This window comes from Paenibacillus sp. JCM 9796, assembly GCF_055379675.1.
Genome location: NZ_AP043723.1, coordinates 4065519 through 4083446, shown reverse-complemented (window position 1 = coordinate 4083446; position 17928 = coordinate 4065519). Strand labels below are relative to the sequence as shown.

The window sequence follows — 17928 nt, the reverse complement described above, 5'->3', positions numbered from 1 at the left end:
CTCATTTCACAAAGTTATACGCGCGCGGGCTTCACAAGCGCATGCTCGAGCACCTCATCCATATGCGACACCGGAATGAACGTCAGCTCGCGGCGGACGCTTTCCGGTATTTCTTCAATATCCTTCGCGTTATCCTTCGGCAGGATGACCGTGCGAATGCCTGCGCGGTGCGCAGCCAAACATTTTTCCTTCAGACCGCCGATCGGCAGCACACGGCCTCGCAGCGTAATTTCTCCGGTCATCGCCACATTCTTGGAAACCGGTATGTTGGTAAGCGCCGATATTAACGCCGTTCCCATCGTAATCCCCGCGGAAGGACCATCCTTCGGAATCGCGCCTTCCGGAATGTGAATATGGATGTCGAACTTCTCGTGGAAGTCCGGTTGAATGCGAAACTGATCGGCGCGGGAGCGGGTGTAGCTGAACGCGGCTTGCGCGGACTCTTTCATGACGTCCCCGAGTTTCCCCGTCAGCGTCAGCTTGCCGTTGCCCGGCATAACCGTCACTTCGATCACGAGCGTATCGCCGCCCACCTCTGTCCAGGCCAGACCGGTAACGGCACCGATTTGGTCACGTTCCTCCGCCATGCCGAAGCGGAATTTCGGAGGTCCGAGAAAGTCCTGCAAATTATCCGGCGTCACGTGTACGGAGGCGGTGCCGCCGACCACCTGTTTCGCCGACTTCCTGCAGACGGAAGAAATCTGCTGCTCCAAATTGCGCACGCCCGCTTCACGCGTGTACTCACGCACGATACGCATCAGCGCAGATTCTTCGACGTGCAGCTGGCCGTCCTGCAACCCGTGATCGCGCTGCTGCTTCGGCAGCAAGTAATTTTTCGCGATATGCAGCTTCTCGATTTCCGTGTACCCCGGAATATAAAGCACTTCCATCCGGTCGAGCAGCGGCCGGGGGATATTATGCACAGCGTTGGCTGTCGTCACGAACATGACGTTCGACAAATCAAACGGCACTTCGACGAAGTGGTCGCTGAACGTGCTGTTCTGTTCCGGATCGAGTACTTCGAGCAAAGCCGAAGCCGGATCGCCGCGGAAGTCCATCGCCATCTTATCGATCTCGTCCAATAGAAAGACGGGATTGTTTGTACCCGCCGTCTTCATCCCTTGGATAATCCGGCCCGGCATAGCTCCTACATAGGTGCGGCGGTGACCGCGGATCTCCGCTTCATCGCGCACGCCTCCAAGCGAGATGCGTACAAATTTACGGTTGAGCGAACGGGCGATCGAGCGGGCAATCGACGTTTTGCCGACGCCGGGAGGCCCGACGAGGCACAAAATCGGCCCTTTCAGCTTCTGGACCAGCTTCTGCACGGCCAAATACTCCAGCACCCGTTCCTTTGGCTTCTCCAAGCCGTAGTGGTCCTCGTTGAGGATCTCTTCCGCTTTGCGGATGTCGAGGTCCAGATCGTCATTCCCCGCCGGCGACCAAGGCAGGCCCAGCAGCCAATCGATGTAATTGCGGATGACCGAGCCTTCCGCGGATGTCGCCGGCATTTTCTCCAGCCGGTCAATCTCCTTCTCGATCTTCTCGCGCACCTTCTCAGGCACTTCGCTTTGCGCCAGCTGATTGCGCAGATCGTCAGCTTCTCCGGCCCGGCCTTCCTTGTCGCCAAGCTCCTTCTGGATCGCTTTCATCTGCTCGCGAAGGTAGTACTCCTTCTGCGTCTTCTCCATCTGCTTCTTGACGCGCAGGTTGATCTTCCGCTCCAGCTCAAGCACTTCCCGCTCGTTGTTGAGGATGCCCAGCAGCTTCTCCAAACGCTGCTTGACGTCGACCGTTTCCAATATTTCTTGTTTATCTTTAATTTTTAACGATAAATGACTGCAGATGACATCGGCCAGACGGCCGGGCTCATCAATGTCCGACACCGCGGCAAGCGTCTCGGGCGTTACTTTCTTGGACAGGTTGATATAGTGTTCGAACTGGTTCAATACCGTACGCATCAGCGCATCGATCTCCGGGTCGGACGTTTCCTGCTCCGCCAACTCCCGGATGTTCACTTCATAGTATTCGTCGTTCGTCAAAAACTCAACGATTTCTGCACGGATGACGCCTTCAACCAGCACGCGGATCGTACCATTCGGCAGTTTCAGCATTTGCCGTACTTTCGCAATGGTCCCGATGCGGTAAATATCTTCGGTCTTCGGTTCCTCGATGTTGACTTCGGACTGCGAGCACAGCAGTATCATGCTGTCGTCGACCATCGCCTTCTCGAGCGCACGAACCGACTTCTCTCTGCCGACGTCCAAGTGCAGCACCATACTCGGGTACACCAACAGACCCCGCAGCGGCAGCAGCGGCAAGCGGCGCATCTTATGTTTGCTCGGTCCCATCCGCGAGCACCTCCAGACTATACTAACTTGCGTGTGAATTACATTTTAACAAAATTAAAATCAAAACACCAATGAGGGGCGGTTCGATCACCCCTCATGGAAAGACGCTCTCTATTCGAGCGCATCAGCGTGCAAAATCGTAACGGAAGCCGGCGACATCGCATCCTGCTGCGGCAGCGCTTCAGGTTCGGACGTTACGGCGAACCGAAGCCCGAGCGAATGAAACAACGCTTCCTCCACACTATCGACAGGAACGACCTCAAGCCCGTTCAACCCCGCGAATATTTCCTGCCAATTTTCTTTCGGAATGATCACTTTCGTAGCCCCCGCTTGAAAAGCAGCCTCCACTTTAGCGACGACGCCGCCCACCGGCTTCACTTTACCGTGGATGCTCATTTCGCCTGTCATGGCAATATGGTTATCCACCGGAATTTGCTTAATCGCGGAAGCGATGGCAACGGCCATCGAGATTCCGGCCGACGGACCGTCAATAGGCACCCCGCCGGGAAAGTTGATGTGCAAATCATAATCGTTCGGCTTCAATCCCAGACGCCGCAGGACGGTCAGCACGTTCTCCACCGAGCCGCGGGCCATGCTTTTGCGCCGCAGTGTCCTGCTGCCGCCGCCCATCTCCTCTTCGTCGACAACCCCGGTAATGGTGAAGCGTCCGGCTCCAGGCGCGGCTGCAGGCATCGAGGTGACTTCGATGTCCAGCAGCATGCCAAGATTCGGACCGTATACGGCGAGTCCGTTCACTAAACCGATTTCCGGACGGCTGTGAATTTTTTTCTCGGGACGCGGCGCAATTTGCGAGCTGTTGACAACCCATTCCACATCGGCGGCCGATAACTCCCTCCGTTGGTCCGTTAGCGCCATCCCCGCAGCCAACTGGATGATATTAACCGCTTCGCGGCCGTTGGTCGCATACTTCTTCACGACTTCAACGGCGGCCTCATTGTCGGGGAAGCCGATTTTCTTTAGTGCCTTGGCCGCAATCAAACCAATTTCCTCCGGCAGCAGCGGGCGGAAATAAATTTCCAGGCAGCGCGACCGAATCGCCGGCGGCAGCTCCTGCGGATTGCGCGTCGTCGCCCCGACAAGGCGGAAGTCGGCGGGCAGACCGTTTTGAAATACATCGTGAATATAACTCGGCACATTCGTGTCCTCAGAGTTGTAGTAAGCACTCTCCAAAAACACCTTGCGATCCTCCAGCACCTTTAATAATTTATTCAGCTGATGCGGATGCAATTCACCAATCTCGTCAATAAACAATATGCCGCCGTGCGCCTTCGTCACCGCCCCCGGTTTCGGCTGCGGAATCCCCGCTACGCCCATCGCGCCGGCGCCTTGATAAATCGGATCGTGCACCGAGCCGATCAATGGATCCGCGATGCCTCTTTCGTCAAAGCGGGCCGTCGTCGCATCGATCTCGGTAAATTTGGCGTCCGGCCGAAACGGCGACTCCGGATTTTTCTTCGCTTCCTCCAGCACGACTCGTGCAGCGGCCGTCTTGCCGACGCCCGGCGGCCCATAGATGATCACATGTTGGGGATTGGCTCCGCACAGCGCCGCTTTAAGCGCCCTCAGCCCTTCCTTCTGGCCGACAATGTCCTCCATCGCTTGCGGCCTTGTTTTTTCAGCCAGCGGTTTATTTAAGGAGATGTTCCGCAGCCTGCGAAGCTTCTCCAATTCTTTTTTCGACTCTTTATCCACCGCTGAACGGTTGGTTTGTTGGTTGCGCAGCAAATTCCAAAAATACAAGCCGATGACAATGGCAAAAAACAATTGAATCACCATCAAAACTACACTGATACTCATCCCACGGATCGACCTCCCGTTACTTAATATATTTGGTAGTATTGCCCTCCGTTGGTAGCATTAATCCCCCTATGCGCAATCTTTTTCGGGGAAGCTATGGACGATGCGATTTGCAAGCATCGTACACTCGGAAGAGGATGATGACTGATGATGAAACAACCCGTTAGGGCCTTGCTTTACGCCGTAATTTTAGCGATAGCCTCGGTTTGGCCTGCCTCGCCGACCGCAGCCGGTTCCGTTCTTCCGGATTCGTTCTTACTGCCTGAAATCAAAACGGATCACCCGGCTATCTCGGGAGTTGACATTGTCATAGACGTCGGTCACGGCGGTATCGACGGCGGGACGTCCCACGGCTCCATTCTGGAAAAAAACATCAATTTGGCCATCGCCCAAAAAACGTATGAGGCACTGCGCCGCAACGGTTATTTGGTATTGATGAACCGGATGAACGACTATGCGCTCAGCGGCGAGAATCTTTGGCTGCGCAGCCGCTCCCGGCATATTAAAGACTTGGCCCAGCGCAGCCATCTGGCTAATGAAGTAAACCCGAAGCTGCTGATCAGCCTTCACGTCAACTCGGCCCGCAACGCCAATACGCGCGGAGCGCTGCTGCTTCATCAAAAAAACGAGCAAAGCAAATCGCTCGCTGCCGCCTTGCAAAGCCGCTTAAACGAATTGTACGGAATCTCGAACGATGCGGTATACGGACGGACGTATTACCTTCTCAAGCATACGAACGCGCCCGCCGTTATCGTCGAGATGGGCTTTCTGACCAACGCGTCGGATCGCGCGTTCCTGACCAGTGCTGCCGGCCAACAAGCGATTGCCGACAAAATTGCCGAAGGCGTCGTGGCTTACTTGAAATCCGCTGAGCAGCCGAATTGAACGTGCAAAACACGCAAAAAGCGTTCCAAGGATTATCCCTGGAACGCTTTGTTCACTTTACGCCAGCATGATGTTTTCTTCCGGGAATTTCCCCGGTTCGTTCGTAATGCTCTACGATGAGGTCGATTTCTTTCTTCAGCTCGGACAACAGCTCCGCTTCCGGCACTTTACGAATCATCTCGCCGTAGCGGAATAACATGCCCTCGCCCCGCGCGCCGGCGATGCCGATGTCGGCTTCGCGCGCTTCGCCGGGACCGTTAACCGCGCAGCCGAGCACCGACACTTTGATCGGCACCTTCAGCTTCGAGATGTAATCCTCCACCTCATTGGCGATCGAGAACAAGTCGATGTCCAGTCGGCCGCATGTCGGGCACGATATGAGGGTAGCGGCGTTGGTTATAAGGCCGAACGACTTTAACAGCTCGCGGCAAACCTTCACTTCTTCAACCGGGTCGGCGCTGAGCGAAATGCGGATCGTCGATCCGATGCCCATGCTGAGCAGCGCTCCGAGTCCGGCCGCGCTTTTCACCGTACCCGAGAACAGCGTCCCCGCCTCCGTGATCCCGAGATGCAGCGGATATTTAAAGGTCGACGCCGCTTGCGTATAGGCGGCAATCGCCATAGGCACGTCCGATGCTTTCAGCGAAACGATAATATCCCGGAAATCGAGCTCCTCGAGAATTCGAATGTGGTATAAGGCGCTCTCCACCATCGCTTCAGGTGTCGGGTAACCGTACTTCTCCAGCAAATGGTTCTCGAGCGAACCAGCATTCACGCCAATACGGATAGGAATGCCGCGCTCCTTGCAGGCTTTCACGACCGCTTCGACCTTCTCCCGGCGGCCGATATTGCCCGGATTGATGCGCACTTTGTCGATGCCGTTCTCAATCGCCATCAAAGCCAGACGGTAATCGAAGTGAATATCGGCGACGAGCGGAATCGAAATTTGCTTCTTGATGTCTTTAATCGCTTCTGCCGCTTCCTTATTGTTTACCGTCACGCGCACAATTTGGCAGCCCGCATCTTCCAGACGGTGAATTTCCGCGACGGTCGCTTTTACATCGGCCGTCTTAGTCGTGCACATGCTCTGAATGATAACGTCATTGCTTCCCCCGATGGTCAAATTGCCGACTTTAACCGGTATCGTTTCCCTTCTGTGGAACATGCGTTTTCTTCTCTCCCATGATACCAAACATCCTCCGCTCCGCTGACGGATTTCGCCTGACAAGAAGACGATCCATCAACGGATTGGAGGTGTCCGGTTTTTTTAGTATACGTGCGCTTACGCGCTTTCTTCTTTTTTCTTGACCGGCGGCGCATCGGCAGCCGTTATCGGCGGCGCGATTTTCGCTTGAACGGCATCCTTCGTGACGAGGCATTTGGACGATTCGGTGCGCGAAGGCGCTTCATACATCACTTCCATCATAATGCCTTCGATGATGGCCCGCAAACCGCGGGCTCCGGTATTCCGCTTGATCGCTTCCTTGGCAATTTCTTCAAGCGCCTCGGAATCGAATTCAAGCGTCACGTTGTCCATCTCCAGCAGTTTCTGGTATTGCTTCACCAGTGCGTTCTTAGGCTCTGTCAAGATACGCACAAGCGCAGCTTCGTCAAGCGGCTCCAGGGTGGAGATGACTGGCAGACGACCGACGAACTCGGGAATCAAGCCGAATTTGAGCAAGTCTTCCGGCAGCACGAGCGACAAATATTCACCCGGTTTCAGGTCGGCTTTGTGGCCGTCCGTACCGAAGCCGATCACTTTCTTGCCGATACGGCGTTTGATGATCTGCTCCAGGCCGTCGAACGCCCCGCCGCAGATGAACAAGATGTTCGTCGTATCGATCTGGATAAACTCTTGATGCGGATGCTTACGGCCTCCTTGCGGAGGAACGGAGGCAACTGTGCCTTCCAAAATTTTCAGCAACGCCTGTTGGACGCCCTCGCCGGATACATCGCGCGTAATCGACGGATTCTCGGACTTGCGGGCCACTTTATCGATCTCATCGATATAGATAATGCCGCGTTCCGCTTTTTCCACGTCGTAATCCGCCGCTTGAATCAGCTTCAGCAAAATATTCTCGACGTCTTCGCCTACATAGCCGGCTTCCGTCAAAGACGTCGCATCGGCGATCGCAAACGGTACGTTCAAAATTTTGGCCAGCGTTTGGGCAAGCAGCGTCTTACCGCTGCCCGTAGGGCCGACAAGGACGATGTTGGACTTTTGCAATTCCACGTCCTCGCCTTTGCTTGCTTGAGAGTTAATCCGTTTATAGTGGTTGTATACCGCGACGGACATGGACTTCTTCGCTTGCTCCTGGCCGATGACGTAAGAATCCAGAATGGCGCGGATTTCTTTCGGTTTCGGCACGTCCTTCAAGTCGAGCTCTTCCTCGTGACCCAACTCTTCCTCAACGATTTCGGTACAAAGCTCGATGCATTCGTCGCATATATAAACGCCGGGTCCGGCGACCAGCTTACGCACTTGTTCCTGCGACTTGCCGCAGAAGGAGCATTTCAGCTGACCTTTCTCATCGTTAAATTTAAACATGGGATCACTCCTTTTCTAAGTCAAATCACTCCGAGTGATAACCGCATCAATAAGCCCGTAAGCTTTCGCTTCTTCCGCGCTCATGAAATTGTCGCGGTCCGTGTCGCGTTCGATTTTCTCGTAAGGTTGACCTGTACGGTTCACGTAGATTTGGTTGAGCTTTTGCTTCGTCTTAATGATCCAGTCAGCGTGGATTTTAATGTCCGACGCCTGTCCCCGAACCCCGCCGAGGGGCTGATGAATCATCACTTCGCTGTTCGGCAGCGCAAACCTCTTACCCGGCGCGCCTGCCGTGAGCAGCAAAGAGCCCATGCTGGCAGCCATGCCTACGCAAATCGTCGACACGTCCGGCTTGATAAACTGCATTGTATCATAAATACCCATTCCGGCGGTAACTGAACCGCCCGGCGAGTTAATGTACAAGCTGATATCCTTCTCGGAATCTGTAGCAGCCAAAAACAACAGCTGCGCAATAACCAGGTTGGCGACGTCATCGTCAATCGCGCTTCCCAGAAAAATAATGCGATCCTTCAGCAAACGGGAGTATATATCGTAAGATCGTTCTCCGCGTCCTTCCTGTTCCACTACCATAGGTACTAGAGTCAAATGTCCCAACCCCTTTACGCCAAAGTGCCTAACCTTTTACGCCTCAACCAACATTGTAACACGTTTGAAACCCAAAGTCATATTCCGCTGCCCCATGCTTGTTTTCCCGCGACGTTCCCGGGCTTCCTTGCCCGCCCTGCGGCTATTGTCACCAAGGTCTGCCCTATGTATGTATAGCGTTTGAAGGTAAAACAAAGGCACGCATGAAGGTACACGTGCCTTTGTTAACTATGTGCGCCGTTCGCGACGCTTAAGCCGTTTTGCTGTTGTCTACAAGGAATTTAACCGTTTTGCGGGCTACGATATCTTGCACCAGTGTACCAAGCGTACCGTTGGAAGCGAAAATGCTGCGAATCTCGTCCGCGGAACGGCCGTACATTTTGGACAAGTTTTCAAGCTCGGCTTCGATTTCTTCTTCCGAAGCCTCAATGTTCTCCGCTTTCGCTACCGCTTCAAGCACCAGGTTGTTGCGTACGCGTTTTTCCGCATCGCCTTTCATTTGGGCTTTCAAGTCGTCGGCGCTTTGACCGGTGAACTGGTAGTACATTTGGATGTTCATGCCTTGCGTGCGCAAACGGTTTTCGAATTCTTTCACCATTTGCTCCGCTTCATCATCCAGCATAACTTGCGGGATTTCCACTTGGGCAGCGGCTGCCACTTTCTCGACAACTTCCGCTTCTTTTTTGCTGTTGAGCTCGTTTTGCTTGCGTTCCTTCAGCTTCTCGGCAAGATCCGCTTTGTACTCGTCAAGCGTTTCGAATTCGCTTACGTCTTTAGCGAATTCATCGTCGAGCGCCGGCAAGTTTTTACGTTTGATGTCGTGCAGCTTGATTTTGAATACAGCTTCTTTGCCTTGCAATTCCTCGGCCTGATAGTTCTCAGGGAACGTGACGGTGATCTCTTTCTCGCCGTCTTTGGCCAGTCCTACAACCTGCTCTTCGAAGCCAGGGATAAAGCTGCCGGATCCAAGTTCGAGCGAATAACGCTCGGCTTTACCGCCTTCGAACGGTTCGCCGTCGACGAAGCCTTCGAAATCGATCACGACCACGTCGCCATTCTCGGCTACGCCTTCTTCAACAGGCACAAGCTCGGCATGACGTTTTTGCAGTCTTTCCAGCTCTTCGTTGATTTCTTCTTCCGATACGGATGCATCGCCGGCTTCAACCTCAATGCCTTTGTACTCGCCAAGCTCCACTTCCGGCTTAACGACGACTTTCGCTTTGAATTTCAAAACCTGGCCTTTACCAAATTGCTCGACGTCCACTTCAGGACGGTCGACCGGAACAATGCCGGTTTCTTGTACAGCCGCCACATAAGCGTCCGGTACAATAATGTCAAGCGCGTCTTGATACAAGCTTTCCACACCGAATTTCGATTCGAAAATCGCGCGCGGCACTTTGCCTTTGCGGAAGCCCGGGACGTTCACTTTTGCTACAACTTTCTTAAATGCCTTGTCCAGAGCGGCGGCCACCTGTTCCGCATCCACTTCGATATCCAGAACGCCGACGTTCTTCTCTATTTTTTCCCAACTTGCTTTCATTTTATGCCTTCCCCTCCAAAAATGTTCCATCGCGTATTTTTTCACGTGCGGCTGCCAGCCTCCGATCATTCGGACAAGCCCGCCCATATAACCATTCTATTATAACCATAATGAATTTCGTTTTCAAGGTATGGATCAAACGGAATCGAGAGAGTTACAACCTCCGCGTAAATACGGCCGATGCGAAATGCTGCATAATCCGATACGACTGCTCCCACTGAAAAGAAAGCTCGGAGGTGATTCCGTAAAGTTCTATCAATTCGGCCTTATCTCCGCCCTCGAAAACATGCTCAAGCAGCGTCAGATGCAGGGCGGCCGCCCACACATCCACACATGCGGCGTCCTGCCGGAGCATTTGCCGGTAAGCGGACGTACCATAAATGTAAGCAAGAAATTCGTTCCACATCTCGCTGGCGAAATACGCCAGCGCCGGGTGGTTCATTTCGCTGATTTCCTGCACGCGGGCGATAATGTCCTGGATTTGCGAAGGAAATCTTTCGAAATTTTCAGGCGTGTCTTCGATGTCGCAAATGACGTCTTCGCCGTTTTTCCGGATCGAAACAGAGCCCGCAGCTCCCCGCTTCTTCAACGTCTGCAGCGTTTTGAACTGGATCAGGGGGTGAAGCTCCTCCTCCTCCAGCCATCCGGTCAACGTTTCGTCGATCCCGGGGTGCTCGAGAAACGCAAGCTGGTCGAGCGCCAGCATCAGCTTATCGGGCGCATGCTGACTGCGAATGCTCTCCAGCAGCCGCTGCGCATAGGCTTCGCTCTGCTCGCCCTTCGCCAGCATTTGCTGCCGCAGCAAATCGGACTCGCTCTCATCCTCCTCATCCGGTTGGTCCTGATTCTTCAAGGCCATATCCGGAAACATCATCTGCAGCCATCCGAGCAAAGATTGCCATTCCTCCCGCGCGGTGACGTCATCCGAACGGCAGCCCAGCAAAAAGCGAAGCATCTTCATCGCTTCGGCGTATCGTTCCGCTTCAAGCAGCCGAGTCAGCTCGTATTGGTAGTACTCGACGGTTTTCGGAAAAAGAATCACGTTTTCATGGGGCAGCGAATTCATCAAGTCACCGCCTTTCCTCGGTACTTTCGTCTTTGAAAGCCAGTGTACCGGAATTTGTTGGCGAAAGCAAAACTTCTATCCGCCATGCAAAAAAGCAGCCGGAGTGCGATCCCCGGCTGCCGTATGTAACAGGCCTATTCCATTTTCATGGCGGCTTGAATCAGCTGCGCTTTAATGTTCGGATTTTGATCGATGAATGCGTACATACGATCGACGGAATCTTTGTTTTTCAAATAGTCGCGCTCATTCTGAATCATTTCGTGCGACCATTCAAGCAGTGCCTTCTCCGCAGCCCCGAGCCGGTTTAAAGCAGTGTGCAGCCCCGTGTCCTCGACCAAACGCTCCATCACTTCCTGAGTGACCTTCCCAAGTTTCTTGGTCGTAGCCAGCTTTTTCTCAAATTCGCTGTTTGCTTGTTGGAAAAGCTCCTTGGCTTCTTTATATTCCTTTTGCTGCTCAGACATTGTCCTTTTCAATGTGACGACCACCTTTCATGTTGATCCATTCCACCCTGCCCTCGTCCTAAGGATAGATTGGGACAAAACCAGCCTTTTCTATTCACGGAGAAGTTGGCGGGACCTACCAAGTAATTACTGTTCTATTAGTGTAGCTTGTCCGAAGCCTTTTGTCCAATCTGAACCTGTCAATTTCGGATTGTCGAAACGAAGCGGACAGACATGAACCGCCCCCCGCCCGCATAACCTTTATCATCTTGCTGTCGCCTGCGAAGGCCTAGAAAAGCCGCTCACTTATGAGACCAGAGAGGATGAGACGTATGTGTGGCATAACGGGATGGATTGATTGGAACCGAGATTTAACCCAGCATCCTTCCATTCTTGTCAATATGACGGATACGCTGTCGCTGCGCGGACCGGACGCATCCGGGACGTGGATCACTCCGCGATGCGCACTCGGACACCGGCGCCTTAGCGTGATGGATCCGGCGAACGGCTCCCAACCGATGACGCGCAAATACGGCGACAATACATTCACCGTGGTGTATAACGGAGAGCTTTACAACGCCCCCGAATTGAAGAGGGAGCTGGAAGCGAAAGGCCACCGTTTTACTACGACGTGCGATACGGAGGTGCTGCTCGTTTCGTTTATTGAATGGGGCCGCGCTTGCGTAGACCGTTTTAACGGCATTTTTGCATTCGCGATATGGGAAGACGAGGAACAAACGTTGTTTCTCGCCAGGGACCGGCTCGGCGTCAAGCCGCTGTTCTACTCGCATTCCCCGGGTCGGCTGCTGTTCGGCTCGGAGCCGAAGGCGATTTTGGCGCATCCCGATTTCCCTGCGCAGATCAACGGGGAAGGGCTCGCTGAAATATTCGCCGTCGGACCGGCGCGCACGCCCGGCCACGGGATCTATAAAAATATGCATGAGCTCAAACCCGGCCATCTGATGGTGATGGATGCGAACGGCATTCAAATACGCGCTTATTGGAAGCTGGAAAGCAAGCCGCACGAGGACGACGTGAACACGACAGCGGCCACCGTGCACGATTTGCTGAAAGACACGGTCATCCGCCAGCTGGCGTCCGACGTGCCGATCTGCACCCTGCTGTCGGGAGGTCTCGATTCCAGCGCGTTAACCTCGTTCGCCGCGGCCTATTACAAAGAGCAGGACCTCGGTACGCTGCATACGTACTCCATCGATTATGTCGACAACGATAAACACTTCAAGGCGAACGTCTTCCAGCCGAATGCGGACGCCCCGTGGATCAAACGGATGACCGAATACCTGGGCACGGTTCATCATTATAAGGAATTCGATACCCCGGAGCTCGTTGAGTCGCTGAAAACGGTCGTAACGGCCCGCGATATGCCGGGGATGGCCGACGTCGACGGCTCGCTGTACTTGTTCTGCCGGGAAATCAAGAAGGACGCTACAGTCGCAATATCCGGCGAGGCCGCCGACGAGATTTTCGGCGGGTATCCCTGGTTTCACCGGGAGCAATCTCTTAACGCGGATACGTTCCCTTGGGCGCTGGCCACCCCGGACCGCGTGTCGCTGCTGGCGCCGGACTTCGTGGACTGGGTGAAGCCGGAGCAGTACGTGCATGAGCGCTACCGTCAAGCCTTATCCGAAGTGCCCCGGCTCGCCGGGGAAAACCAGCAGCAAAACCGGATGCGCGAGATGTCGTATCTGAACATCACCCGCTTCATGCCGACGCTGCTCGACCGCAAAGACCGGATGAGCATGGCTGTCGGCCTCGAGGTTCGGGTGCCGTTCTGCGACCATCGCCTCGTCGAATACGTCTGGAACATCCCCTGGGAGATCAAAACGTCCGGCGAACGGGAAAAAGGCATTCTGCGCAAGGCGCTTCGCGGCGTGCTGCCGGAAGACGTGCTCGGCCGCAAGAAAAGTCCGTACCCCAAAACGCACAACCCGAACTACTTGGCCGCCGTCCGCAGCTGGGTGCTTGAAATATTGAACGATTCCTCCTCGCCGCTGCTCCAATTCATCGACGTTGCCAAAATCCGCGCGCTCGCGGAGAACGACAACGGCGCCTTCAACCTGCCGTGGTTCGGCCAGTTGATGACGGGTCCGCAGTTGTTCGCCTATTTGGCGCAGGTGGATACGTGGCTGCGTCAGTATAAAGTCGCGATTCGTTGAGGAACACCGACCCGATTGGCGGAAAGCGGTGCCGGTCGGCGGGGCGCTCGGGAGGGCCCGGCGCGATGCGCTGGGCGGCAGCCAGCCGCGCCTGTTACGGGCGCCCCTTTCCGAAAAAAGCGAGCTTCCGCAGCCGCGGGAACTGGCGGAACCGCAACACAAATAGCGGAACCACCGTACCTTATTTCACCCGAAACCGTGCCGGAGCACGGATTTTCGAGAAATAGAGTACCAGAGTTCCGCTATTTGGTATACCCATAAATAAACGGCGAAATAAGGCATCGTAATGTGGCTCTAGCCCTGCTTGTCCATGGCCTGCCACAGCTTGCGCAGCGCTTGCCCCCGGTGGCTGAGCGCGTTCTTCTCTTCCATCGACAGCTCAGCCATCGTGCGGCCGAGCTGCGGGATGTAAAACAGCGGATCGTAGCCGAAGCCGTGCTCGCCTCTCGGCTCCGCCGCAATCGCGCCGTCGCATTCGCCCTCTACCGCCGCAAGGACTGTCCCGTCCGCGTCAACGAACGCCATCGCGCAGACGAACTTCGCGGCGCTGAGCAGCTTCACGCCGCCCGGATTCGCGGCAGCGCCGGCCGTCGCCCCAAGCTGCCCGAGCTCGGCGAGCAGCTTGCGGTTATTCGCCGCGTCGTCGGCCGGTTCACCCGCATAACGCGCCGAGTAGACGCCGGGGGCGCCGTTCAGCCGCTCCACGGCGAGACCCGAATCGTCGGCGACGGCAGGCGCGCCGATAGCCTTCGCTACCGCTCTCGCCTTGATGAGTGCGTTCGCTGCGAACGTTTCGCCGTCCTCCACGATATCCGGAATATCCGGATAATCCCGAAGGCTTCGGACGGCGATTCCTCGTTCACCGAACAGCGCTTGAAATTCCTTCACCTTACCGGCGTTCTTGGTGGCGATGACCACCTCAGGACCGGGAAGCGGCATGCGAATTCCCCCTTATCCGATCTGCGATCGGCCCCAGGGCTTGCTGCTGTTCCGCGATCATCGCCTGGATGCCCGCTTCGGCTAAAGCGAGCAGCTCGTCGAGCTCCTGGCGGGAGAACGGAGCTTCCTCGCCGGTTCCCTGCACTTCGACGAACTTTCCTTGACCGGTCATCACGACATTCATGTCGACCTTGGCTTTCGAATCCTCTTCGTAATTCAGATCGAGGCAGGCGGCGCCTTGAATGATGCCGACGCTGAGCGACCCGAGAAAATCGTTGATCGGAAAGCGACTCAAATTTTTCTCCCGCGATATTTTATCGATCGCAATCGCCATCGCGACGAATGCACCCGTAATCGACGTCGTTCGCGTGCCGCCGTCCGCTTGAATCACGTCGCAGTCAAGCGTAATCGAGCGTTCGCCGAGCGCTTCCAAATTAACGACAGAACGCAAGCTTCGGCCGATCAGACGCTGAATTTCCATCGTGCGGCCTCCCAGCTTGCCTTTGGCCGACTCCCGCTGATTGCGAACCGTCGTAGCCCGGGGCAGCATCGAATATTCCGCCGTCACCCAGCCTCGCCCTTGTCCTTTCATAAAAGGCGGCACCCGTTCCTCAACCGTCGCCGTGCAAATGACCTTGGTGTCTCCGACTTCGATTAATACGGACCCTTCCGCATGTTTATTATAGCCCGTCGTAATCCGGACCGGTCTTGCCTGATCGGCTCTTCTCCCGTCGCTTCTCATGAACTCGTCGAATCCTCCTTTTACTTTAACGTACCCATTGTACCAAACGCTTCCTGGAAAACCAAACGCCTGATGACCGGCCGCGTCAAAGAAAAGCGCCCGATCCCCGAGGCGTCGAAGCTTCCGGAGAGGGCGCGGCTTGCGGCGAAAGCCCTATAATTTATTCGGGTTGACCGTCGAAGGGCGGCTGACCGGCTTGGCATAACTTTGATTGTCGGTTCCGTTGACTTTGGCATCGCCGTTCACGAGAATTTGCACCTTCGTGCCGGTCCCGGCATTTTCGGTAATCGACAGAACGACCGCCTTCAACGCTTCAGCCGGCGCTTTGGCATCCGGTCCGAGCACTTTGTCAGAGAAGTTGACGGTGATCACGTCGGACGACTGACTGACGCCGAGCAGCTCGCTGCCCGCGTTCAAGACGGCTTCAAGCCCTTTGCTTTGATCCGGTCCCGCGATCAGCTGCTGTACGACCGCTTCGGAGATTTGGTCTGTACGTTTAATCAAACGGGTAACCGGCACATAATACGGATACTCTTCTTGGTTTTGGCTCAGGAAGTACAGCGTGACCGGCGTCGTCTGCCCGTACTCAACGCCGTCCGGCTTCTCAATGTTGATGCCCATTGTGCGGGACAGCGGCTCGTCGAGCGGCGTTCCGCCAACCGGCATCTCTTTGATCGCCGTGCCTTCGACCCGGATTTGCACCTTATCGACAGTCGGAAATCCGGTCACGGTCCACGTTACGGCTTCCAATATTTTACGCTCGTCCTGCAGGTTGTAGTCGTTAAAGGCTTTGGAAAAGTCGACAACCGCGAGCTTCTGATCTTTGATAATGTTGATGCCCTTGACCTCGGTGCCTTTGGGCAGCAGCGCGCTGAAGCCCGCAGGCAGACGTCCCTCGGAAGGACCGCCTTCGACCATATACTCGAGCGCTTTCTTCGCTGTGCCTTCGGTTTTCTCCACCTGCAGCGAAATCGGGGCTACGAACCCTCGCTCGTCTTTGGCGTACACGGTCAGCTGCATCGGATTGGCGATCTCCGCGGACGGCTGTACACTCGTCGTTTTCGCTTCTATACCGCTCGGAGGCTGGTCGATGGGCTGCGATTGTTCCTTCGTGTCCAATAACGAGCAGCCTGTCGTCACAACCATGACAAGGCCGGTAACGGCGGCCCACCGGATCCACTTATCCTGTTTCATTTACGTTTCCTCCTTGGTATTGGGGTGTTGTCCGTTTACCTCTATATATACGGGAGGAAGACAAGTTTATGCCTGTACTTTGTCCATTTTGAGCAGAAACTTATTTGCTTCCAAAGTCGCATATTATCTTGATTTAACTAGCCCCCGAAACCTATAATAAAGGAGAGTTTTTCCAAAAAGAGGTGATTCCGATGGAAAACCGTCTCCCCGATTCTTTCACCGACCGTCTATACCGGACAGCCGTTCAGCAATCGCCGGACTGGTTGTGGCTGTTTGATGCAGCCGGAACGCCGATCGGCGTCTCTCCTGCTCACAATGCGGGCGAGCCTTTATATGCCAAGGTATTCGACGGGGATTTACAGGGGCTTCAAAACGCCTGCCAGGTGTTGCTTCAGCAGTCCCAATCCTTTGTCATGATGTTCCGCATCTTCCTGCCCGACGGCAAGCTGCTTTGGCTGGAAGCCAAAGGCTACCCGCTGAACCACGACGGAGCCTGTGGACAAGCCGCTCTATCCGCGAAAGACATCAGCTCCTATAAGCAGCAGGAAGAACGGCTTACTCGTCTTGCCTATCATGATGCGTTAACGGGGCTTCCCAACCGCCGTCTATTTCACGATCGATTCACGCAAGCGCTGCATATTGCGAGGCGCTATCATCATAAACTAGCCCTGTTGTACTTGGATTTGGACGATTTCAAGCGCATCAACGACACCTACGGGCACGCCATCGGCGACGAGCTGCTCGCTACCGCCGCCTCCCGTCTCTCCCATTCCATACGCGAGCCGGATACGATATGCCGGATGGGCGGGGATGAATTCGTTGTGCTGCTGCAGCAGTTCGAACTGCGGGAGGATGTCGCCAAGATCGGAAGGCGCATTGCAGAGGTGCTCAGCCAGCCGTTCGAGCTGAGCGGCCAACAGATCGCGATTACAAGCAGCATCGGAGCTGCTTTCTACCCGGAGGACGCCCCTGACGCCGATTCGCTCCTCCAGTGCGCCGATATCGCCATGTACGCGTCGAAGCAGCAGGGCAAAAACGACTTTCAGTTTTACACGCAGCCCAAAGGAGGATCCGCATGACCTACAGCTTGAACAGTCAACAAGTAGCCGAGGCTTCCAAGCAATGGCTGCAGGAGCGCGGCGTTCGTATCGAAGATATCGCCGAACTTACGTTCTTACTTCAGCAAAATTATTACGACACCTTGACGATCGAAGAATGCCAAACAAGCGTCGAGCAGGTGTTGTCCAAACGCGAGGTGCAGAACGCCATCCTGACCGGCATTCAGCTCGATATTCTCACCGAAGAAGGAAAGCTGCGTTCCCCGTTGCAGGAAATGATCGAGAACGACGAAGGCCTGTACGGCTGCGATGAAATTTTGGCGCTGTCGATCGTCAACGTGTACGGCAGCATCGGATTAACGAACTTCGGGTACATCGACAAGCTGAAGCCCGGCATCGTCCAAACCTTGAACGATAAATCCGGCCCGCACAAGCATACGTTTCTGGACGACATCGTCGGCGCAATCGCCGCCTCGGCCAGCAGCCGCATCGCCCATCGCAAGCAGGAGGAAAAAGAAAAGAAGGGCTTGCTCCCTCCTTCCTGACGAATTGAAAACGGCG

General features: G+C 55.0%; 15 protein-coding genes. 4 read left to right on the top strand and 11 right to left on the bottom strand.

Features of this window, described 5'->3' with window-relative positions; genetic code table 11:
- Window positions 1–14: 14 nt before the first annotated feature.
- Together lon and lonB are read right to left on the bottom strand one after the other, a co-directional pair.
- Complete coding sequence (gene lon, locus ACZ439_RS19755; RefSeq protein ID WP_464620069.1) at window positions 15–2351, bottom strand: endopeptidase La; 2337 nt, start codon at window positions 2349–2351, stop codon at window positions 15–17.
- Window positions 2352–2462: 111 nt separating this feature from the next.
- Window positions 2463–4169 (bottom strand): ATP-dependent protease LonB, encoded by a 1707-nt coding sequence (gene lonB / locus ACZ439_RS19750; RefSeq protein ID WP_127607771.1) that lies wholly within the window; start codon window positions 4167–4169, stop codon window positions 2463–2465.
- 147 nt (window positions 4170–4316) lie between these two features.
- Between lonB and ACZ439_RS19745 the strand changes: the two genes are divergently transcribed.
- Window positions 4317–5054 (top strand): N-acetylmuramoyl-L-alanine amidase family protein, encoded by a 738-nt coding sequence (locus ACZ439_RS19745; protein WP_230875893.1) that lies wholly within the window; start codon window positions 4317–4319, stop codon window positions 5052–5054.
- Window positions 5055–5106: 52 nt separating this feature from the next.
- On the opposite strand, the gene ispG is transcribed toward ACZ439_RS19745, so the two are convergent.
- From ispG to ACZ439_RS19715, 6 genes are all read right to left on the bottom strand, one after another.
- A complete protein-coding gene (gene ispG, locus ACZ439_RS19740) occupies window positions 5107–6219 on the bottom strand; it encodes a flavodoxin-dependent (E)-4-hydroxy-3-methylbut-2-enyl-diphosphate synthase (protein ID WP_054796901.1) in 1113 nt (370 codons plus the stop codon).
- Between the two features lie 117 nt (window positions 6220–6336).
- Window positions 6337–7602 (bottom strand): ATP-dependent protease ATP-binding subunit ClpX, encoded by a 1266-nt coding sequence (gene clpX / locus ACZ439_RS19735; protein WP_464620068.1) that lies wholly within the window; start codon window positions 7600–7602, stop codon window positions 6337–6339.
- Window positions 7603–7617: 15 nt separating this feature from the next.
- The gene (clpP, locus tag ACZ439_RS19730; RefSeq protein ID WP_127607765.1) at window positions 7618–8208 is read right to left on the bottom strand and encodes an ATP-dependent Clp endopeptidase proteolytic subunit ClpP; all 591 of its coding nucleotides are present in this window, start codon (window positions 8206–8208) and stop codon (window positions 7618–7620) included.
- Between the two features lie 250 nt (window positions 8209–8458).
- Window positions 8459–9748 (bottom strand): trigger factor, encoded by a 1290-nt coding sequence (tig, locus tag ACZ439_RS19725; RefSeq protein ID WP_141335075.1) that lies wholly within the window; start codon window positions 9746–9748, stop codon window positions 8459–8461.
- A 154-nt stretch (window positions 9749–9902) separates the two neighbouring features.
- Complete coding sequence (locus ACZ439_RS19720; RefSeq protein WP_464620067.1) at window positions 9903–10814, bottom strand: hypothetical protein; 912 nt, start codon at window positions 10812–10814, stop codon at window positions 9903–9905.
- Window positions 10815–10948: 134 nt separating this feature from the next.
- Window positions 10949–11290, bottom strand: coding sequence for a hypothetical protein (locus ACZ439_RS19715; RefSeq protein WP_127607759.1), 342 nt, complete (start codon window positions 11288–11290; stop codon window positions 10949–10951).
- Window positions 11291–11589: 299 nt separating this feature from the next.
- Here ACZ439_RS19715 and asnB point away from each other — a divergent pair, with 299 nt between their 5' ends.
- Window positions 11590–13434 carry an asparagine synthase (glutamine-hydrolyzing) gene (asnB, locus tag ACZ439_RS19710; protein WP_155613748.1) on the top strand — a complete coding sequence of 615 codons (1845 nt, stop codon included), beginning with the start codon at window positions 11590–11592 and terminating at the stop codon, window positions 13432–13434.
- Window positions 13435–13728: 294 nt separating this feature from the next.
- Here the strand turns inward: asnB and ACZ439_RS19705 are convergent, their stop codons facing one another.
- From ACZ439_RS19705 to ACZ439_RS19695, 3 genes are all read right to left on the bottom strand, one after another.
- Window positions 13729–14373, bottom strand: a complete 645-nt coding sequence (locus tag ACZ439_RS19705; RefSeq protein ID WP_054796904.1) for an XTP/dITP diphosphatase — start codon at window positions 14371–14373, stop codon at window positions 13729–13731.
- Window positions 14354–15115 carry a ribonuclease PH gene (gene rph, locus ACZ439_RS19700; protein WP_054800177.1) on the bottom strand — a complete coding sequence of 254 codons (762 nt, stop codon included), beginning with the start codon at window positions 15113–15115 and terminating at the stop codon, window positions 14354–14356. The genes ACZ439_RS19705 and rph overlap by 20 nt, the downstream gene beginning before the upstream one ends.
- A 153-nt stretch (window positions 15116–15268) precedes the next feature.
- Window positions 15269–16309 carry a GerMN domain-containing protein gene (locus ACZ439_RS19695; protein WP_054796905.1) on the bottom strand — a complete coding sequence of 347 codons (1041 nt, stop codon included), beginning with the start codon at window positions 16307–16309 and terminating at the stop codon, window positions 15269–15271.
- 191 nt (window positions 16310–16500) lie between these two features.
- On the opposite strand from ACZ439_RS19695, the gene ACZ439_RS19690 reads away from it, so the two are divergent.
- On the top strand, window positions 16501–17388 hold the full coding sequence (locus ACZ439_RS19690) for a sensor domain-containing diguanylate cyclase (RefSeq protein ID WP_054796939.1): 888 nt from the start codon (window positions 16501–16503) through the stop codon (window positions 17386–17388).
- Window positions 17385–17912 (top strand): phosphatidylglycerophosphatase A family protein, encoded by a 528-nt coding sequence (locus tag ACZ439_RS19685; RefSeq protein ID WP_054796906.1) that lies wholly within the window; start codon window positions 17385–17387, stop codon window positions 17910–17912. Before ACZ439_RS19690 ends, ACZ439_RS19685 begins: the two co-directional genes overlap by 4 nt.
- Window positions 17913–17928: the final 16 nt, after the last annotated feature.

Coding starts and splice junctions, on each gene's coding strand:
- lon (WP_464620069.1), bottom strand. CDS start 2,351: ATGGGACCGAGCAAACATAAGATGCGCCGCTTGCCGCTGCTGCCGCTG.
- lonB (WP_127607771.1), bottom strand. CDS start 4,169: ATGAGTATCAGTGTAGTTTTGATGGTGATTCAATTGTTTTTTGCCATT.
- ACZ439_RS19745 (WP_230875893.1), top strand. CDS start 4,317: ATGATGAAACAACCCGTTAGGGCCTTGCTTTACGCCGTAATTTTAGCG.
- ispG (WP_054796901.1), bottom strand. CDS start 6,219: ATGTTCCACAGAAGGGAAACGATACCGGTTAAAGTCGGCAATTTGACC.
- clpX (WP_464620068.1), bottom strand. CDS start 7,602: ATGTTTAAATTTAACGATGAGAAAGGTCAGCTGAAATGCTCCTTCTGC.
- tig (WP_141335075.1), bottom strand. CDS start 9,748: ATGAAAGCAAGTTGGGAAAAAATAGAGAAGAACGTCGGCGTTCTGGAT.
- ACZ439_RS19720 (WP_464620067.1), bottom strand. CDS start 10,814: ATGAATTCGCTGCCCCATGAAAACGTGATTCTTTTTCCGAAAACCGTC.
- asnB (WP_155613748.1), top strand. CDS start 11,590: ATGTGTGGCATAACGGGATGGATTGATTGGAACCGAGATTTAACCCAG.
- ACZ439_RS19705 (WP_054796904.1), bottom strand. CDS start 14,373: ATGCCGCTTCCCGGTCCTGAGGTGGTCATCGCCACCAAGAACGCCGGT.
- rph (WP_054800177.1), bottom strand. CDS start 15,115: ATGAGAAGCGACGGGAGAAGAGCCGATCAGGCAAGACCGGTCCGGATT.
- ACZ439_RS19695 (WP_054796905.1), bottom strand. CDS start 16,309: ATGAAACAGGATAAGTGGATCCGGTGGGCCGCCGTTACCGGCCTTGTC.
- ACZ439_RS19690 (WP_054796939.1), top strand. CDS start 16,501: ATGGAAAACCGTCTCCCCGATTCTTTCACCGACCGTCTATACCGGACA.
- ACZ439_RS19685 (WP_054796906.1), top strand. CDS start 17,385: ATGACCTACAGCTTGAACAGTCAACAAGTAGCCGAGGCTTCCAAGCAA.